Raw genomic sequence first — 18,208 nt, forward strand, 5'->3', positions numbered from 1 at the left:
CAGCCCGGAACAGAACACGCCATGCGGCGTTCATCTGGTAAGGATTAGAATAGCCGCATGAACGTTCGACGGTCCGAATAATAATTGAACATGCCCAATGGGCGTAAAAGGAGTACCGAAATGATCCAGGTTTCCCGAGGCTGGCGCAGTGTTGTTAAAACGGTTTCGGTATGTGTGCTGTTGGCAGCTCCCATTGCTGCCTGTGGGCCATTACAGATGCCGCTCGAAGACCGCACAGGCAATGACCAGTGGCTCGATACCCAGATTAAATCCGGTATCCTTGGCGAGTTTTCCAAAGTCGATCACACCTACCTGATGGATGTGAATGTCGACATCTGGAAGCAGGAGGTCATGGTCACCGGGATGGTCGACTCAAAAGGCAAATATTATGACGTTATGTCCCTGATCAAACAGGATAACCGCATCAAAACCGTTCATGATCACCTTGAGATTGCCGATGCCGAATCCATTGAGGCCTATCGCGCGGCTGAAGACGAGTATGGCAAAAATGCCGTTCCAACCGATTCGGCGACCCAAACCGTGTCCGATGTCTGGATTGAAGGCCAGATCAAAGCCTTGTTATTGGCTGAAAAAGGCGTCAGTTCGGTGAACTACCGCTGGCAGTCGGTAAATAATGTTGTTTACATCATGGGCGAGGCGCAGACCGATCCGGAACTGCAAAAAGTGCTTTCGATCGTGCGTCGCATCAAAGGTGTTAAACGCGTAGTCAGCCATATCACGCTTGCCTGATCTCCTTCTGATTAAACGACTTTTTTGAAGTTCCCTGCAAATCTGGCGGTTTGTGGGGAATTTTTTTGTCTGAGGTGTATTAAAAGTGTTTGAAAACTATTCGCATTTACCGTACAGATTTGGCTCTGTAACTAATAACTGATTGCATTTGCACCATGTATGTTTGCGTTTGTAATGCGCTTAGAGAAAAAGACGTTAGACGGGCTGCCGAAGAAGGTGGTGCGACGCGTCCGGCTGAGGTGTTCCGTTTTCATGGCTGTGCGCCACAATGCGGTAAATGCGCCTGCCATATGCGTGCAGAACTGATTAGCTCAAACACCTGCGGCAATTGCGATTGCGATGATGCTGCAGCAGTTACAGCAAACTACGAGCCGATTGCAGCGGAATAACGCTGCAAAGGCCGTTTTCCAAATCTGCATCTGAATGAAAAAAAAGGCGAAGCCGTTATGGGCCTCGCCTTTTGTCGTTTTGGGTTCATGTCTGCATGATAGGGTCGATCATGCTGCGTGTTGGCGCAGACCAAACCGTTCTTCGGCCAGTCGGTCAGCAACGAAACTGGTTGATAGGTTTTGCTGACTGGCGCGGTCAAAGATCTCGCGCACGGTCGCACCGATGCCTTTGATGTGTTTATTGGTGTCGCTCACCGGTTTGCCTTCGCGGCAATAATGGACCTCAACAACACCGCCAGCATTAATAACGTAATCAGGGGCATACAGAATGCCTGCTTCGCGCAGCATGTCACCATGACGTGCGTGTTCAAGCTGGTTGTTGGCGGCCCCGGCAATGATCCCGACGCGAAGTTTTTCAAGGGTTCGATCATTGATCACGCCCCCCAATGCACAAGGAGCAAGGATATCGGTATCCACAGACAGGATGTTCTCAACTGAAACCGCAGTGGCGCCAAATGCATCAACCGCCTTGGTCACACTGGCCTGATTAAGATCGGCGACCACAAGTTTTGCACCGGCATCATAAAGCATCTGACACAAATGATAGCCGACGTGGCCAAGCCCCTGAACAGCAACGCGCATGCCGGTCAGGTCATCGTGCCCGTTTTTAAACCGCGCGGCTTCTTTCAGTCCGATGAATACACCATAGGCGGTAAAGGGTGACGGGTCTCCGGTACGAGCCGGGTCTTTGCCATCGCTGATCCCGCCGACATGTTTTGTCTGACTGGCGATCTGTTCCATATCTGCCGGGCTGGTGCCAACATCTTCGGCAACAATATAACGACCGCCGACCTGTTCGACGGCACGGCCCATGGCACGGAACAGTTCAGGTGTTTTCTGGCTGCGTGGATCACCGATGATGACGGACTTGCCACCGCCAAGGGGCAAGTTTGCAAGGGCCGACTTATACGTCATGCCGCGCGACAGGCGCAGCGCATCGTGGATGGCTTCCTGTTCAGTGGCATAGGGCCACATTCGGCATCCACCAAGCGATGGCCCAAGATTGGTATTGTGAACGGCGATGATGGTTTTCAATCCGCTGGCGGTGTCACTGGCAAAAACAACCTGTTCGTGGCCGTCAAATGCGGTATCGGAAAAAACGTTCATCCTCGGCAGCCTCCTGGCAGCATGTTTGTTCTGGTGCAAGACGGGCTTGCTTATCCTTGTATGTTTGATGCATTGGCCATTTGATCAATTTTAAATTCAGGCAAGATTGAAAAAAGATCGTTTCGGTTGGGTAGGGGGAGCGAGGACGGAACTTTATGATCCCTGCAGATTGCCTTTGAAATATTGTTGCGCGACGTGTGCGCTGCACAATCGCAAGCAAAGGGCGTTTTATGTAAAAGCCCTCGATAAAATGATTCTTTTTTATCGATTTTTCATCCGGCTGGAACGGCACCTCAGCGGGTATCAATCCCATATTTCAGCGATTTATTTTCCAAAATGGCGCATTTGGCAGGATAAGTTCTGAAACCCGCAGTTGTCGGCGTTTGAGGTGATAGGGCTATGACAAATTGGGGCTTGAAACCGGAGCGATTTGTGTTGAAATACAAAACAACCGGATAATTTACGGCTCGTTAAGGTGCGAAACGTAGAGTGATGGTTGGGTATCTTGTGGTTGAGATTCCCAGTTCAGGACACGACGGCGTCTGGGCGGCGCCGCCGGACAAAAAAGTAAGGAGATCGGCGGAAATGTCTGCGTTCACAGACCATCGCCAGACCGTATTCGAGGTTGAACTGCACAATCAGGCCGTTCGCGAATGCGTCAAAGAGAACCGTTCCCACGAAATCTTTGATGATCGCTGGGCCGACGTGCAAATCCACGAAGTTGCCGCAAGCAACGAGGGTAAGGCTCTTGCCATGATCGAAAACACCTATCCGTCATCAGATGGGTTTGTTGTCGATCACGTCAAACGCCTTGCCTGAGGGGAAGATGAATTCTGGCCGGTAAAGGCCATATACAAACCGGGCGGGATGTTTTTCCCGCCCGGTTTGTTTTTTTAAGGAGTGGTCGAGCAGGCGGATAGCCAGCCTAAGATAGGGCGCGGTCCACAAAGTCAAGCCGGTCCTGGCCCCAAAACAGATCGGAGCCGACCACATAGCTTGGGACACCAAATATATTGTGATCTCGTGCGGCTTGACAGTTGGCGTCATAAATTCCGGCAATGGCGGGCAAATCGGCATTTTCCAGATACTCGGCCGACAGGTCACATTTGATCAGGGCGTCGCGCACGGTTTGCGGTTCTGCGATATCGCGTTCGTGCAGCCAGACATCTCCCATCAACGTCTCAATCAATGCGGACGCATCTTTACCGTCATCCTGCACGGCAATGATGGTCCGTGCGGCCAGTGTCTCATCAACGGGAAAGAATTTCGGTTGCGGGTTAATTGGAATGCCCAGATGTGCTGACCAGCGTTTAAGTTCTGCCATCCGGTATTCCTGCCGAGCTTTGGGGCGCTTCGCCAATGGCACGCCTCCGCCATGTTCCCAGACATCCGCGGCCCGGCATGGCTTGTGAATGATTTCTACGCCGTGTTTTTGGGCAATTTCAACTGCCCGGCGGAACCCGAAAAACGACCATGGGGACTGAACAAAGAAATAATGAATGATAGGATCGGGCAAGTTGGCCTCCTTTTGCTGTGCTTGCAGCATGTGTTCTTAACTGTATGCAACAGTGCCCAACGCAACCGGGCGCGTCAAATGCCGTCGCGCTTTTCAAGGACAGTTCAGGTGATTGTGATCAGTAATCCTGCCACCAGGCATATTCACCAAGCCCACCAAGCACCACGCCATCAAAGCCAAGTTTCATGATCCCGCCAAGATAGCTGCCTTCGGTCCCAAAAATCAGGCGTTGCCATTCAGGTGTCCAGTAATGCACGTGATGTTCCTGTCCCCAGCGGGCCATCATGTTGCCTTCGCTGATGAAATCAGGCGATCCGGCGCGCCAGTTGCTTTGCCAGTAATAACGATATGTCTCGGCTGTCGCGACATTGATATAGGCCATAATGGTGCGCGGTGTTCCAACTCTTTTATACCGCAGACGTTTCATATCTTCATAGGTAAGCGGGATGGTGCCGCGGTGGAACGGATCAATGATCAACGTGTCGTAATTGGTTGCGGTCAAGGCATCAAGATAGGCCGTCTTGGTGCCATAAGGTGAACTGTCGAGCACCATGGCAAAATTTTTGGCCGACCTGATATTGTCGATAATGTGTGGATTGGACCCGATTGGTGTGCGCGGTACCGATGCCAGAGATGACAGTTGCATGCCCGGCGGTGGAGCCGCGTAATACAGGGCATCAAGGCCGCTTACTTGTTGACGTGCCTTTTGCATGTCGTCGACCTTATTGGTGTAATCAACCAACAGGTATTGCAGGCCTTCAAGCTTCAAGCGTTCGAGATAACCAAGAATATATTTGGTTTCCTCGGTATTGGTCGGCTCGCCATATTTGTCATAGCCGTAAAACGGGGCTTCGATAAGGATGCCATCAAGCGCGCGCAGATAATCTCTTGCTGGTTCAGCGGTGCCGCGCGTGGCAAATAGCGTTGTTTCAAGAAACTCGGTCAGTTCAAGTGCGTTCATCGCGATGATCGAAAAGTCACTGCGATATCCCTTGGCCCAGCGACTGATATCGACCACGTAATCGCGCATGCTTTCCGTGAAATCAATTTTCGGCTTGTTGTTCTGCGCGCCTTGGGCATTTGGCGCGCTTAAGCTGTTGGGGACGGGCGTAAAGGGTTCGAGCTGCTGTGCCTGAGCCAGTAAGGGGGTGTTTGAGACCAGTGCTGCGCCTAACCCGGCTATGCTGCCTTCAATGAAACGACGTCGGGACAGTTCTTTGCCAGCAGGATGCATTGCTGATCTGCTTTGGACATCCTTGCTGTTTTTTCCCGTCATCTGGCGTTCCTTGCCCATTTTTGCTTCTCGTAACTACTATCAGATACTTACCGCGTCTGACGCGTCATGGTTTGGTATGTTCTACCGCCGTAGAGCCAGCATCAGGATGCGACGCGCATGTTGCTCTGGCACGTTATGCGGTCACAGACCAATGCGCCAATTGCAAGTGATGCAGTCAATCCCGGCGATTCAATACCATAGAGCATTACAAGACCATTAAGGCCGTGCGATTTTACATCGGCAATCATGAAGTCATGGGCTGCTTCATCCGGCGACTGAATTTTCGGCCGCACGCCTGCGTAACCTGCCTGAAGGGCGTTTTCATCAAGATCAGGATAATATTTACGGATGGCCTCAGCAAAATCGTGGCGCCGTTCTTCCGGTACGTCGTAGTTCGGCGCATCAACCCACGTGACGTCTGGACCAAAGCGCGCCTGTCCTCCCATATCAAGGGTAAGATGAATGCCAAGCCCGGCTTGTTCCGGGGCAGGGTAGATCAAGGTTGAAAATGGCGCCTTGCCCGACAGAGTAAAATAACAGCCGCGCGCGTAATGCTGTGCGGGAACAGTGTTTTTGTTCATGCCGGTAAAATTACGTCCTAGCGTCTGGCTGTGCAATCCGCCTGCAACAATCAGTTCGGCGCAGGTCAGGCTCATTTCTTCGCCATCAGCATCACGGGTATTGACCGTATAGACACCCGTATCGTGGTTGACCGAAATCACATCCGTATTTAATGCCAGTGTGGCGCCGTGATTTTCCGCATCCCCCAAAAGGGTCACCATCAACTGATGGGAATCGACAATGCCGGTAGATGGGCTGTGCAGTGCGCCAACGCATTTCAGGGCCGGTTCACGCTTAAGGGTTTCGGCTTTGCTAAGCCAGACAAGGTCATTAACCCCGTTTTCTTGCGCCTTCTTTTCGATGCTGCGCAGGGCATCAAACTGATCATCTTTCGTGGCGACAATCAGTTTTCCTGTGCGTTTGTGATCAATGCCGTTTTCGGCGCAATAGCGATATAGAAGGTCGCGTCCTTCGACGCACAACTGCGCCTTAAGGCTGCCTTTCGGATAATAGATCCCGGCGTGAATGACTTCGCTATTGCGTGCGCTGGTTTCCGTGCCGATGGCGTCATGACGTTCAATGATCAGGACTTCACGGCCTGCACGGGCGAGAGAGCGGGCACAAGCCAGCCCAACAACACCGGCGCCAATGACAATGGTTTGAATATCTGTGGTCATATTGGGTAATTCTTCTTTGGGGCGATACGATATGGGTGGGGCGACCGTAGCCTAACTTAACCCTGGTTTTGCTGGCGGAAATAAACCGCCTGTCCATTGTTGTCTTGACCGTCACCGGTGACCGATGCCGGCCCCTCGCTGGTGTAGTTTCCGCGCGCGAAGCTGCCGTCATTACAATAAACATACCAGCTGCCAAATGGCAGGGTGCCGGTTTGATACGCGCCGCCTTCATGGCGCCAGATGCCCTCGCAATGACGCTGGTCGTCATCAACAATCATCGTACCTTCGCCCGATGGCTGATCAAATTTCAAGGTTCCAACACCTCGTGCACCTTGCCAATTGGTGGTGATTGGAATGCCATCTTCCGGCGGGGTGGTGACCGACCCTTCGGGTTGCGGTGCAGGGGGCGTTGCCGCAGCCACAGGCTTGGCGACATTGTCGGGGATTTGCACTGTGAACCGGTTCATAAAGCCCGCAGCGAATTCCTGAGCATCAATCATGCTTATTGGCGTGGATGCGGTGGCCGAGCCTGTCACAGCCTGCTGCATTACTGGCGTACAGTAAAAGCCAAGAAGACGACTTCCGCGCTGGCTTTGGGTTTGCGGGTCCCACTGGCCAACAAAGGAAATGCACTGTGATTGATTGCGCGCAAACGGCACCATCGAAATCGGACCAATCCGGGTTTCCTGCGTGAAACTGGCTCCATTAACCTTGCTTCCGGATTTGAGTGAATCAAACATGTCTAAAAGCTGGTTCGGGGCCATTGCCGTACTGAACGTGAAACCGGCAGAAGATGTCGTAAAGACGGTTTCCAGATACAGGTCACTTGCCGATTGCGGTAGTTCTTTTGCCGTGCGCGGAGCAAACCAGCGACCGACGAAGACGGTGCTGTTGTCTCGGTACTGGCGCAGGAAGACGTTTTTGCCGTCCGCTTTTGACGCAAATTCCATCGGGCTCTGGTCTTCGGGAACCTGTTCAAAACCGCCAACTTGCTGTGCGGATGCACATTGCATGGTTGCGATCAGAAGGCTACCCAAAACGCCACCAATCAAAGCCCCCCGATACTGCACTTTGCGTCCTTTCAATATGTTTTTCAGGCGCATCTATATTTTGCGCTACCCTTATCTTTACCTTTGTGTTGTTAAGTTGGCTAGGGTCAAGACTCATTGCTGTGATTGCATCGACAGCCGGTATGACCGTGAAATACAAGCAAAAGCACTAACCGCAGAGTATTTCACCGGTTAAGATGGGGATGCAAAGCGTTTCCTCACGATATCCAGACGATGCGTGCGATGATGTGAATGAGTTTTGTGCTGACGGTCAGTCCAAGGATGTCATGCTGACAGGTTTCTTTTATCCTTGATTTTTGGGGACAAAGTGGCTCTTTGGGAAGACTGGACTTGGGGACAATATCAAGATGCCTGAATAACGGAGCAAACAGCCATGACGGTGCAAGAGACCAGCGCAGGCGGGGACAGCGCAGGCCAGCAGACTGCGACAGATAAACAACCGCAGTCCAACCGCGCCCATGTAATTGTTATCGGCAATGAAAAAGGGGGGTCGGGCAAATCGACAACGGCGATGCATCTGATCGTTTCCCTGATGAAAATGGGCTTTACGGTCGGATCACTTGATATCGATGCGCGTCAGGGAACATTGACCCGCTATATCGAGAACCGAACAGCGTTCAACGCCAAAAAAGGTTTGAAACTGCCCACGCCTGAACATCGCCCGATTTATCGCAGCGAAGTTTCCGATGGCAACGAGGCCAAACTTGATGAGCGCGACCGGTTTACCAGCGCCTTGGGCGAGATGGTTGTCGGATGCAACTTTGTCGTGATGGATTGCCCGGGCAGTGACAATTACCTGTCACGTCTGGCGCATGCCTGTGCCGATACGTTGATTACACCAATCAATGACAGTTTTATCGACCTTGATATGCTCGCACGGATTGATCCGGATACATTGGATATCAAAGGGCCAAGCATCTATGCCGAAATGGTCTGGGATGCCCGTAAACGTCGTGCTGGTATTGACGGTGGGACCATTGACTGGATTGTTATGCGCAACCGTCTTTCACATCTTGATGCGCGCAACAAACGCGATATCGCGGAAATTGTTGAAAAGCTCGCAGGGCGCATTAGGTTCCGTCCGGCACCGGGCTTTGGCGAACGTGTGATTTATCGTGAATTGTTCCTCAAAGGGCTGACCCTTTTGGATCTGCGCGAAAAGGGTGTGGGTATCCCGATGAGCATGTCGCATATGGCAGCCCGTCAGGAAGTCCGTTCCTTGCTTGAAGTGATCGGGTTCAAACCGTCCGATGGTGAAGAGTTGCCGATCTGACCGGTTGCAACCTATATCTTTAGGGGCACATCATGGTGTCTGATCGACAAGCTGAACTGGTAGATTTTACTTGGCACGCAAAAACATCGTCGCGGAAACATCCAAGAAGCAAGACGTCGCGGACTTTCTGAGTAAGGCGCGTGATCTTTCTGTGCGGGCGCCTGCATCCGGCCCGGCACAGGGGCGGCTGATCTTTGCCATGGATGCAACCGCCAGTCGCCAGCCAAGCTGGGACAGTGCCACGATGCTGCAGGCAGAAATGTTTGACGCCGTATCGGGGCTTGGTGCACTTGATATCCAGCTTGTTTTCTTTCGCGGAATTTCTGAATGCAAGGCAAGCAGCTGGTGCCGTGACGCGGCAGCATTTGGCACTTATATGACCAAAGTCAGCTGTCGCGCCGGGCATACCCAGATCGAGCGTGTATTGGCCCATGTTGAACGTGAAGCCGAAAATAAGAAGATCGATGCCTTGATATATGTCGGCGACTGTATCGAAGAAAACCCCGATGATCTGGCCCCAATTGCAGGTAAGCTGGCGCTTAAGGGGGTAAAGGCATTCATGTTTCAGGAAGGCTTTGATCGTAAGGCGCAATTTGCGTTTGGGGAAATTGCGCGGATTACCGATGGGGCCTTTATGCAGTTTGATGCCAGTGCCGTCCAAAAACTGCGTGATTTACTTGGTGCGGTGGCAAGTTATGCCGTTGGCGGGCAAGACGGACTTGCAGTTTATCAGGAAAAAACCGGATCAAATGACGTGCTGTTGCTAGGCAATCAATTGCGGAAAAAACCATAATGCAATGGTTGTTGGTTGGTATTGCGCTGTTTGTCGGTGTTGGGTTCTTCATTCGCTGGATGACCGAGGCGGAACCAAAAGAAATTCGCAAAATTGGCATGATTGTGACCATCACTTTGCTGGTGGTTCTGGCAGGCTGGATGCTGCTGACAGGCAAGCTGGCTGCGATGTTTGCGGCTTTGGCCGCCGCCGTTCCGTTCCTGATTAGGGTGATGAAACTAGGCTTTTTATTGCCACTTTTACGCAAGATATTTGCGTCGTCGCGTCGGACTGCCCGTCCTGGTGGCTTTGGTCAGCAGGGGCGTGGTGCCGGCAGAACGTCAGAAATCAGAACGGATTATCTTTATATGCTGCTTGATCTCGAAACCGGCCAAATGCAAGGCTCCGTGCATAACGGGACCTATGCCGGAGCAGATCTTGACAGCTTGGAGCTTGACGACCTGCGGTTGCTTTATGTTCAATGTTGCGGTGCAACTGATCAAAGCCAAGCTGTTTTGGAAGCCTATTTTGAACGTCGTCCCGATTGCTCGGGATGGCAAGGTTGGTCCAAAACAGACAATGGTAACAATGGCACATATACTGGGGGAAGCGGCCACAACGAAAACGAGAGTGGCCAATATGACAACAGGCGTTTTAGTACCAGTGATATGACTGCTGATGAGGCCTGTAAAATCCTTGATGTTGCCAAAGACGCAACCCGCGAGGAGATCAATCGGGCTTATAAAAAACAGATCAAGACGGTCCATCCCGATCATGGTGGGTCAGATTATCTGGCATCGCAGCTCAATGCGGCACGAAGCCTTTTGTTACGGCTATGTAAAGATTAGCGTCAATTATGCTTACGCTTGCTTGATCCCCGTTCTGGAATCGTGGCAAAAGCATACATGCAGACAGTTCTTGATAGGGCTGGCCTGCAGCGGTTGAAAAAGGAAATTTTTGAATGTCGAAACGAATCAAAAAGGCTGTTTTCCCGGTCGCAGGTATGGGCACCCGATTTTTGCCTGCAACCAAGGCAATGCCCAAAGAAATGTTGCCAGTCGTTGACAAGCCGCTGATTCAATACGCCGTCGAAGAGGCAATCGCAGCGGGTATCGAAGAATTCATCTTTGTGACAGGCCGTGGCAAAAGTGCGATCGAAGATCACTTTGACCGGTCTGCCGAACTTGAAGCCATCCTCAAAGAGCGCGGGAAAGAAGACGCGCTGGCCAAGGCACTTGAGATGATCCCGGATAATGGTCGCGTCACCTATACCCGTCAGGGCAATCCTTTGGGCCTTGGGCACGCTGTATTGTGTGCAAAATCGTTGGTGGGTGATGAGCCATTTGTTGTTCTGTTGGCAGATGACCTTATCCAGTCGAAAACGCCGTGCATGAAGCAAATGGTCGAAAGTTATGGCCGCACGGGCGGCAATATGGTTGCCGTCATGGATGTGCCGCGCGAAGAAACCGCGCGGTATGGTGTGTTGGAAGTCGAAGGTACGAATGGCCGTCTGGTCAGTGCATGTGGCATGGTTGAAAAACCAAAGCCCGAAGAAGCCCCGTCAACACTATCGGCAATTGGTCGTTACATCCTTGATCCGGGTATTTTCGAAGTCCTTGAAAACATTCCGCGCGGGGCTGGTAATGAAATCCAGCTTACCGACGCATTGGCGGCAATGATTGGAAAAGTACCTTTTTATGGATATCGCTTCGAAGGTCAGCGCTTTGATTGCGGGAACAAGATTGGCTTCCTGAAGGCCACCATGTCATTTGCCTTGGCGCGTGAAGACATGCGCGATGACGTTCGTCAGCTTATTCATGATTTTGCTTCAGGCGAAGCAGCCGAATAATCATTTCATTTCAATTATAACCGGCCGGGATCGTCTGTTGAATTGTTCCGGCCGGCAATAACTTTACTAGGGTAAAACATCCATGCGCGTAGCAATGATCGGGACCGGATATGTTGGACTTGTGTCCGGTGCCTGTTTCTCCGAATTCGGTACTGACGTCATCTGTGTCGACAAAGATGTGGAAAAAATCGCCCGTCTTGAAGATGGCATCATGCCGATCTACGAACCGGGTCTGGATGTTCTGGTTGAAAACAACGTCAAAGCAGGGCGTCTGACATTTACCACGGACCTTAAGGTTGGCGTAAAAGATGCCGATGCAGTGTTTATTGCTGTTGGCACGCCGACCCGTCGTGGTGATGGCCATGCTGATCTCAGCTATGTCTATGCCGCAGCCGAAGAAATCGCCGAGGCGATGGATGACTTTACGGTGATTGTGACCAAATCAACCGTACCGGTTGGCACGGGCCGCGAAGTAGAACGCATTATCCGTGAAAAACGCCCGGATGCGGAATTTGCGGTGGTGTCAAACCCCGAATTCCTGCGTGAAGGTTCGGCGATTGGTGATTTTATGCGCCCGGATCGTGTCGTGATCGGTACCAGTGATGAACGGGCCCGCGAAGTCATGTCGGACTTGTATCGTCCGCTGTATCTGATCGAAACACCGATTGTGTTTACGTCACGCGAAACCTCGGAAATGATCAAATATGCCGCCAATACGTTTTTGGCCGCAAAGATCACGTTCATCAACGAAATTGCCGATCTTTGTGAAAAGGTTGGTGCGGACGTCCATGACGTTGCGCGCGGTATTGGTCTTGATGGCCGGATTGGTAAAAAATTCCTGCATCCTGGGCCGGGCTATGGTGGGTCCTGTTTCCCCAAGGATACGCTGGCCCTTGTGCGGACCGCTCAGGAATATGATAGCCCGCTTCGGATCATCGAAACGGTGGTCAATGTGAATACGGCACGTAAAAAGGCGATGGCCAATCGCATCGTTTCTGCATGCGGTGGTTCGGTGGCAGGCAAAACCATCGGCATTCTGGGGCTGGCATTTAAACCAAACACCGATGACATGCGTGACGCGCCCAGCCTTGATATTGTACCGGCCCTCATTGCGGCCGGGGCGACGGTCAGAGCCTATGATCCAGAGGCCATGGAAGAAGCCAAAAAGCTTCTGGAAGGCGTGAGCTATTGCGAGAATGCTTATGAAACCATCGATGGCGCTGATGCGATGGTTGTTCTGACCGAATGGAACGAGTTCCGTGGCATGGACCTTGACCGTGTCAAAGACGCGCTGAAACATCCGACCGTTGTGGATTTGCGAAACGTTTATGATCCGGCCGAAATGGCCGAAAACGGCTTTAGCTATTCCTGTGTCGGGCGCGCATCAATTGGAGGCTAATACCAATATGACTTTATCTGCTGGATACACGTTTGACAGTTCGGTACTCCGCGAATATGACGTGCGCGGCATTGTCGGGGAAACCCTGCATGCGGCGGACGCTAACGCGCTTGGCAAGGCCTTTGGGACAAAAGTACGTCGGTCAGGTGGCAAGAAAGTTGCTGTCGGACGCGACGGACGGATCAGTTCGCCCGAAATGGCAGCAGCCCTGATCGAAGGGATCCTTTCGACCGGGTGTGACGTTGTACGGATCGCCCGTGGGCCAACGCCAATGCTGTACTTTACTGTATATGACCAAAAAACCGATGCTGGCATCATGGTGACCGGATCGCACAATCCGTCAAACTACAACGGGTTCAAAATGCTCAATGCCGGCAAATCGGTGTTTGGCGAAGCCATTCAGGAACTTGGACAGATTGCCGAAAACGGTGATTTTGAAGTCGGGGCCGGGTCGGTTACTGACATTGATATCGAAGACCGGTATGTAACACGTCTTGTTGCCGAGCTTGATTGCGACGTCGCAAAGCCAATGACCATTGTCTGGGATTGCGGGAATGGTGCGTCTGGCGACGTTGTTCGTAAGTTAACCGCCCAATTGCCCGGCACGCATCATCTTCTATTTGATGAAGTTGACGGCACGTTCCCCAACCATCATCCGGATCCGACGGTTGAGGCCAATCTGGTGGACCTTAAGGCCGCCGTTGCCAAACACAATGCCGACTGGGGTGTTGCATTTGATGGCGATGGTGACCGTATTGGCGTGATTGATGGCAAGGGCAATGTGCTTTGGGGCGATCAGCTGTTGCAGATCTATGCAGCCGACGTCTTAGCACGCCAGCCCGGTGCCGCGATCATCGCCGACGTTAAAGCCAGCCAGACCCTGTTCGATGAGGTCAGCCGACTAGGTGGCAAGGCAATCATGTGGAAAACCGGTCATTCCCTGATCAAAACCAAAATGATCGAGGAAAAAGCACCGATTGCCGGTGAAATGAGTGGCCATATCTTCTTTGCCGAACGGTATTACGGTTATGACGATGCGACATACGCGGCTGTACGCCTGTACCGCATTCTGGTGCAAAGTGGCAAAAGCCTTGCCGTATGGCGGGCTGCGATGCCTGTTGCTGTCAATACACCGGAAACCCGGATTGATTGCCCGGATGATCGCAAGTTTGACCTGATCGAAGAAGTTCGTGGACGTCTGGACGAGGCGGGTGCCGAAGTTAGTGGCATTGATGGTGTGCGTGTCAGTACCGATGATGGTTGGTGGTTGCTGCGTGCATCCAACACGCAGCCCGCCATTGTCGCACGCTGCGAAGCCGCCGATGATGCAGGACTTCTGCATTTGAAGACACAAGTCACCGATCAACTGGTGAAAAGCGGATTGTCCTCAGACGATTTCTTTGCACTTGGCGGCGGGCACTAATCTGATCGTCTCGGATACGCGCTAAAATAAGCCATTTAAAAAGGCCGTCAGAATTTTCTGACGGCCTTTTCGTATTTGATCGCGCGAGCTGATCTAACTTATCCCGCACCACCGGCATTTACCGGGATACATGCAACCTTTTCACGGCGAAGTGCGGCACAGGCGGCACGCGCCGCTGTTTCACCTTCAAAGCCAAGCAGACGGGCACGATAGACTACGCCAGTTCCACTGGCTTGTTGTTCAACGGCTGCACGGGTCAGGCGAAGAACATCCGGTGCTGTGCGTGCCGCTGCAAGCACTGCTTCCTGTGCACGCCGCTGGTCGCTAAAGGCGCCAACTTGAATGGCCCAGCCATCTGTGGCTGTTTCGGGCTTAATACGGCTGACAACGGTTTGGGTGTCAACACGGCCCGGCTGTTCTGCTTCACGTTGCGATTCAAGTTTGGCGATCAGAAGTTGCGCATCCGCAGGCAGGATTTTCTCATCCGGGCTAAAACGTGGGCGCGGCGGCATGATTTCGCCGTCTTCTTTCAATTTCAGGTACGCCCGATCCAGAAGCTTTTTCATCTGATCATCACGGGTACGTGCAGTACGCCCGCCAAAGACAGCAGCGATCAGGCGTTTTCCGTTGCGGTTGACCGAGGCCACCAGATTAAAGCCCGATGCATTGATATAGCCGGTCTTGATCCCGTCGGTGCCGTAATATGACGCCAGAAGATTGTTGTGGTTCCCATAAGTGCGATTGCCAAAGCGGAATTTCTGGGTCGAGAAATAGTGATAGTAATCACCGTAATTTTTGCGAAGGGCGACGGCCATCTTGATCATATCGCGTGCTGTGGTCATCTGGCCGCGGTTGGGGAGGCCGGACGCATTGCGAAACGTCGTACGCGTCATGCCAATGCGACGCGCTTCCGACGTCATCATCTGCGCAAATTTGATCTCCGTACCACCAAGGTGTTCTGCGACAACCACGGCAATGTCATTTGCCGATTTGGTTACAAGGGCCAGAATCGCGTCTTTGACCGAAATGCTTTCACCCGGCTTAAGGCCAAGTTTGGACGGCGCCTGTCCCCATGCACGCTTGGACACTTTCATCGGTGTCGAAAGCGATACTTTGCCGTGATCAAGTGCATCAAACAGCATATAAAGCGTCATGATCTTGGTCAGCGACGCGGGATACACTTTGTGATCGGCGCGGTATTCATGAAGAACTTCGCCAGTGTCACCATCAATGACCATTGCCGTATACGTTCGGGCAACGGCACTTGCCGGCGCAAGAACAGTCGCACACAAAAGCACCGTCAGGCACATAAGTGCGACGGCAAAGCTACGCATGTGGTCACTGCTGCGCGACGGAGTTGATTTGGCCATTGCTGTTGGCCCTGACAGGGTCATAAAACGCATTGTATCGGGCTCGGCTTTCGGTAATCCCCAAGATCTAAATACGAACAGTCTCGCACCGGAGGCTTAAACAAACGTTTAACGAGTCAGGATTGCGTGACATTCCATATGTGGCCTTGCATTGGCCTTATTTTCACATCAGTCTCAAGTTATATCCGCAGAACGGGAAAAAATCGAGGATCGAATGCGTAAAATAATTCTCCCATTTGTCAGTAAGATAGCTTTTAGCCCCGCAGTTTTCAGCCGTATCGCCAGTGTGACCTTGGCCACATCCTTAATGGCTGGCTGTGCTTTTACACAAGGGAGCGATATCTCAAACCCTCTGACTCGCAAGGCATCCTGGTTCTCATACCTTAATGCCGATGATTTGCGCGTTGCATGTTCTGCCGGTGATGCAGAGGGCCGCATCAGGCTTGTTTACAATGCCGACTATTATAAAGAAGTCCGCAGCTTTGAAATCCAGCCGCAAGCTGGTTTTGATCAGTTTAACATGGTGACGCGCGTGTTTGGTCCGGCAGAAGTTAGTCAGATCAACGTGGATGTGAATGCTCCGCTTGGTGCGTTTGGCGGCGATGAAGCGACAGACAGACTGGATCGGGAGTCGTATGTGCGGCTGACCGATGCGCTTCAGTCAGATGGTTTTGGCTATCAGGAGCGCGATGGGTTGCGCCTTCATTCCGGTGATTACTATTGGGTTGCAATCGGGTGTTCGTCCAAGCAGATCACATTGGCGGCTTGGACATCGGCAAAAGATAATCTGAATGCGCTGCGGTTCCCCACGGTCCTCGCCAACCTTTCAGGTATTGAGCGCGCGTTGCCACAGCCACCGGCGGCGGACGCACCCAAATTGCCTGACCCGTTTTACAGCAAGAATGACCGAGATGCCGACTCCCGGAATTTTTATCGCACTGTGCGAGGCAACACGTTGCGATGAACAAAGTTTGACGTCAAAATTCCGCAGATTTTGACCAAGTCCTGATGTCGGGACACAATATTTTTAAAGGCGCGTCATGTTTTGGCGCGCCTTTTGTTGTTGCATCAGGCTCGGGGTAGGGCGCTAAGGGTTTGCAAACAGAAATGTTTTACAAAACTTCGCGGTACTTGGCGTTTCAAGGTGACTTGGTTAGGGCCGTTTTCACAAAGACCTTTCGTGCAACTGTCACCAAACTGTTCTTGACGTTGGAGGGTTGTTCCATCTAGGGTTATGTTGCAATGCAGCATAACATTGGGCAGTAAAGCCCAATAAGCAGGAGGTTGGTGCAATGGCTGTTTCCAAACCGAAGGCTTCTGGAAAACCACAGAAAACATCTGTCGCCGCGAAAAAAAATGCGTCGACGCCAAGTACGCAGACGTCCGGGAATAAGGACGATGTTGTGACCAAACGTGTGGTCATGACCTCGTCCGAGATCGAAGCGGCTGCAAAGAAACCCGATGACATCTCGTCGGTGGAGAAAAATTCTACAAAACCCGCTGCTTCGCCGCCAAAGGACAAGGCTCACTCTGCGGAGGATGTGAAGCCGATTAGTTCTGCGCCATCTTCTGAGAAAGCAGACCAAATGCCGGTTGCGAATACGCCTGACTCTGCGTCGGTGGTAAAGGTAGATGCAGACACCGGTGCTGAGGTTAAAGCCAGCCCCGCTGAGGTGTCGACGACCGCTACCCGAGCCAAGGCACCTGCAACATCATCTCCCGCTTCAAAGCAGAGCAAGCCAGTTAAATCTGCGCCAAAACCGGCCGCGAAGTCTGGTGCGGCACGAAGTGCTGCGACTAAAAAGCCGGTGTCAAAAAAAATGGCTGCATCCAAACCGTCCCCCAAAGCAGAAAAGGTCAGTACCGTGACTCAGACAACCAAATCTGCGGCGGCGGCCAAGCCGGCCGATGCCAAGGTAACCGCGCCCAAGAAAACGGCTGCGCCCGCGAAGGCCCAAGCCACCGCATCTAAATCGTCAACGACACAGAAAACGGTAGCACCAAGCTCACCACCAAAGTTAGTGCCCCAAAAAGAATCGCAGGCACCTACAACGGCATCCTCGCCAAAGCCCGCGGCAAAAGAGGCCCCCGAAGGTGCACCAAGCGATGTTTTTGGCATGGGTGCGATGTTTATGGATACCAATGCGATGGAAAAGTTTTTCGATATGTGGAAAACCCCCGAAGTCGATGCGATTTTCACGGCCAGCAATGACGCCTTTGAAGACAGTATTTCGGCGGCAAATGAGGCCTTTTCAAGAATGTTTGAAACAATGACCGGTCAGTCTGATGTTTTTTCCGGTGCCGGGTCACGGGTTGTTGCCCAGTACGAAGAGCTGGTGGAAACGCAGCAGAAGAAACTTGAAGAAATATGGCACGCATCAGCCGCACTGATGGAAAAAAGTGGTGGTGTTGGGACTGAGCTGGTTTCCTGGGCTCAGCGCGAGATGGATGCATCGCAGGCTGATATTGAGGCACTTTCAAAAGCTGAAAGTCTGTCAGATATTCAAGAGGTCAATTCGCGTATTCTCAACCGTTGCGTTGAAAGTGGTTTGGCCGAGGGTGAGAAAGTTCAGGAAATGATGTTTTCAGCACTTTCGGATAGTTTTTCGGCAATGAACAAGGCTGCAAATGCTGGCATGAAATAATCTAGATCTTTCTATTCGCCGGAAAAGGCGGGCATGGCAGTTGGCTGTGCCCGCCTTTTTATTTGCCAAGA

General features: G+C 52.1%; 19 protein-coding genes. 11 read left to right on the top strand and 8 right to left on the bottom strand.

Going from position 1 to position 18,208, the window contains the following annotated elements; translation table 11 throughout:
- The first annotated feature begins 120 nt into the window (after window positions 1-120).
- Entirely contained in the window at window positions 121-750 is a 630-nt protein-coding gene (locus COO92_RS18625; protein ID WP_101304490.1) for a BON domain-containing protein, read from the top strand.
- Between the two features lie 155 nt (window positions 751-905).
- A complete protein-coding gene (locus tag COO92_RS18630) occupies window positions 906-1,139 on the top strand; it encodes a (2Fe-2S)-binding protein (RefSeq protein WP_081649435.1) in 234 nt (77 codons plus the stop codon).
- Window positions 1,140-1,247: 108 nt separating this feature from the next.
- On the opposite strand, the gene COO92_RS18635 is transcribed toward COO92_RS18630, so the two are convergent.
- Window positions 1,248-2,306 (bottom strand): Glu/Leu/Phe/Val dehydrogenase dimerization domain-containing protein, encoded by a 1,059-nt coding sequence (locus tag COO92_RS18635; RefSeq protein WP_101304491.1) that lies wholly within the window; start codon window positions 2,304-2,306, stop codon window positions 1,248-1,250.
- 585 nt (window positions 2,307-2,891) lie between these two features.
- Here COO92_RS18635 and COO92_RS18645 point away from each other — a divergent pair.
- Entirely contained in the window at window positions 2,892-3,125 is a 234-nt protein-coding gene (locus COO92_RS18645; RefSeq protein WP_022730303.1) for a hypothetical protein, read from the top strand.
- A 106-nt stretch (window positions 3,126-3,231) separates the two neighbouring features.
- Here the strand turns inward: COO92_RS18645 and COO92_RS18650 are convergent, their stop codons facing one another.
- The 4 genes from COO92_RS18650 to COO92_RS18665 form a co-directional block, all read right to left on the bottom strand.
- Window positions 3,232-3,822: a 2-hydroxychromene-2-carboxylate isomerase gene (locus COO92_RS18650; protein WP_101304529.1), complete on the bottom strand. Its 591-nt coding sequence runs from the start codon at window positions 3,820-3,822 to the stop codon at window positions 3,232-3,234.
- 118 nt (window positions 3,823-3,940) lie between these two features.
- The gene (locus COO92_RS18655; protein WP_240626516.1) at window positions 3,941-5,098 is read right to left on the bottom strand and encodes a hypothetical protein; all 1,158 of its coding nucleotides are present in this window, start codon (window positions 5,096-5,098) and stop codon (window positions 3,941-3,943) included.
- 101 nt (window positions 5,099-5,199) lie between these two features.
- Window positions 5,200-6,336: an NAD(P)/FAD-dependent oxidoreductase gene (locus COO92_RS18660; protein WP_101304493.1), complete on the bottom strand. Its 1,137-nt coding sequence runs from the start codon at window positions 6,334-6,336 to the stop codon at window positions 5,200-5,202.
- 56 nt (window positions 6,337-6,392) lie between these two features.
- Window positions 6,393-7,421 carry a hypothetical protein gene (locus tag COO92_RS18665; RefSeq protein ID WP_240626517.1) on the bottom strand — a complete coding sequence of 343 codons (1,029 nt, stop codon included), beginning with the start codon at window positions 7,419-7,421 and terminating at the stop codon, window positions 6,393-6,395.
- A gap of 358 nt (window positions 7,422-7,779) precedes the next feature.
- Here COO92_RS18665 and COO92_RS18670 point away from each other — a divergent pair, with 358 nt between their 5' ends.
- The 6 genes from COO92_RS18670 to pgmG all read left to right on the top strand — a co-directional run bounded on the left by COO92_RS18670 (window position 7,780) and on the right by pgmG (window position 14,122).
- Entirely contained in the window at window positions 7,780-8,679 is a 900-nt protein-coding gene (locus tag COO92_RS18670; protein WP_022730308.1) for a division plane positioning ATPase MipZ, read from the top strand.
- A gap of 70 nt (window positions 8,680-8,749) precedes the next feature.
- Window positions 8,750-9,472 carry a hypothetical protein gene (locus tag COO92_RS18675; protein WP_101304494.1) on the top strand — a complete coding sequence of 241 codons (723 nt, stop codon included), beginning with the start codon at window positions 8,750-8,752 and terminating at the stop codon, window positions 9,470-9,472.
- A complete protein-coding gene (locus tag COO92_RS18680) occupies window positions 9,472-10,299 on the top strand; it encodes a DnaJ domain-containing protein (RefSeq protein ID WP_101304495.1) in 828 nt (275 codons plus the stop codon). The genes COO92_RS18675 and COO92_RS18680 overlap by 1 nt, the downstream gene beginning before the upstream one ends.
- Before the next feature lie 113 nt (window positions 10,300-10,412).
- Window positions 10,413-11,300 carry a UTP--glucose-1-phosphate uridylyltransferase GalU gene (gene galU / locus COO92_RS18685; RefSeq protein WP_022730311.1) on the top strand — a complete coding sequence of 296 codons (888 nt, stop codon included), beginning with the start codon at window positions 10,413-10,415 and terminating at the stop codon, window positions 11,298-11,300.
- 82 nt (window positions 11,301-11,382) lie between these two features.
- Entirely contained in the window at window positions 11,383-12,699 is a 1,317-nt protein-coding gene (locus COO92_RS18690) for a UDP-glucose dehydrogenase family protein (protein WP_101304496.1), read from the top strand.
- Between the two features lie 7 nt (window positions 12,700-12,706).
- On the top strand, window positions 12,707-14,122 hold the full coding sequence (gene pgmG / locus COO92_RS18695; RefSeq protein WP_101304497.1) for a phosphoglucomutase/phosphomannomutase PgmG: 1,416 nt from the start codon (window positions 12,707-12,709) through the stop codon (window positions 14,120-14,122).
- A 98-nt stretch (window positions 14,123-14,220) separates the two neighbouring features.
- Here the strand turns inward: pgmG and COO92_RS18700 are convergent, their stop codons facing one another.
- Complete coding sequence (locus tag COO92_RS18700) at window positions 14,221-15,492, bottom strand: D-alanyl-D-alanine carboxypeptidase family protein (RefSeq protein WP_101304531.1); 1,272 nt, start codon at window positions 15,490-15,492, stop codon at window positions 14,221-14,223.
- Between the two features lie 307 nt (window positions 15,493-15,799).
- Here COO92_RS18700 and COO92_RS18705 point away from each other — a divergent pair, with 307 nt between their 5' ends.
- A complete protein-coding gene (locus COO92_RS18705; RefSeq protein ID WP_101304498.1) occupies window positions 15,800-16,456 on the top strand; it encodes a hypothetical protein in 657 nt (218 codons plus the stop codon).
- A 225-nt stretch (window positions 16,457-16,681) separates the two neighbouring features.
- Here the strand turns inward: COO92_RS18705 and COO92_RS22125 are convergent, their stop codons facing one another.
- Window positions 16,682-17,014, bottom strand: coding sequence for a hypothetical protein (locus tag COO92_RS22125; RefSeq protein WP_165792399.1), 333 nt, complete (start codon window positions 17,012-17,014; stop codon window positions 16,682-16,684).
- Window positions 17,015-17,017: 3 nt separating this feature from the next.
- Window positions 17,018-17,326, bottom strand: a complete 309-nt coding sequence (locus tag COO92_RS22130) for a hypothetical protein (protein ID WP_165792400.1) — start codon at window positions 17,324-17,326, stop codon at window positions 17,018-17,020.
- Here COO92_RS22130 and COO92_RS22135 point away from each other — a divergent pair.
- Window positions 17,313-18,137: a phasin family protein gene (locus tag COO92_RS22135; protein WP_165792401.1), complete on the top strand. Its 825-nt coding sequence runs from the start codon at window positions 17,313-17,315 to the stop codon at window positions 18,135-18,137. The genes COO92_RS22130 and COO92_RS22135 overlap by 14 nt on opposite strands.
- Window positions 18,138-18,208 lie beyond the last annotated feature (71 nt).

It is taken from the genome of Thalassospira lohafexi, assembly GCF_002844275.1.
GTDB classification, from domain to species: domain Bacteria; phylum Pseudomonadota; class Alphaproteobacteria; order Rhodospirillales; family Thalassospiraceae; genus Thalassospira; species Thalassospira lohafexi.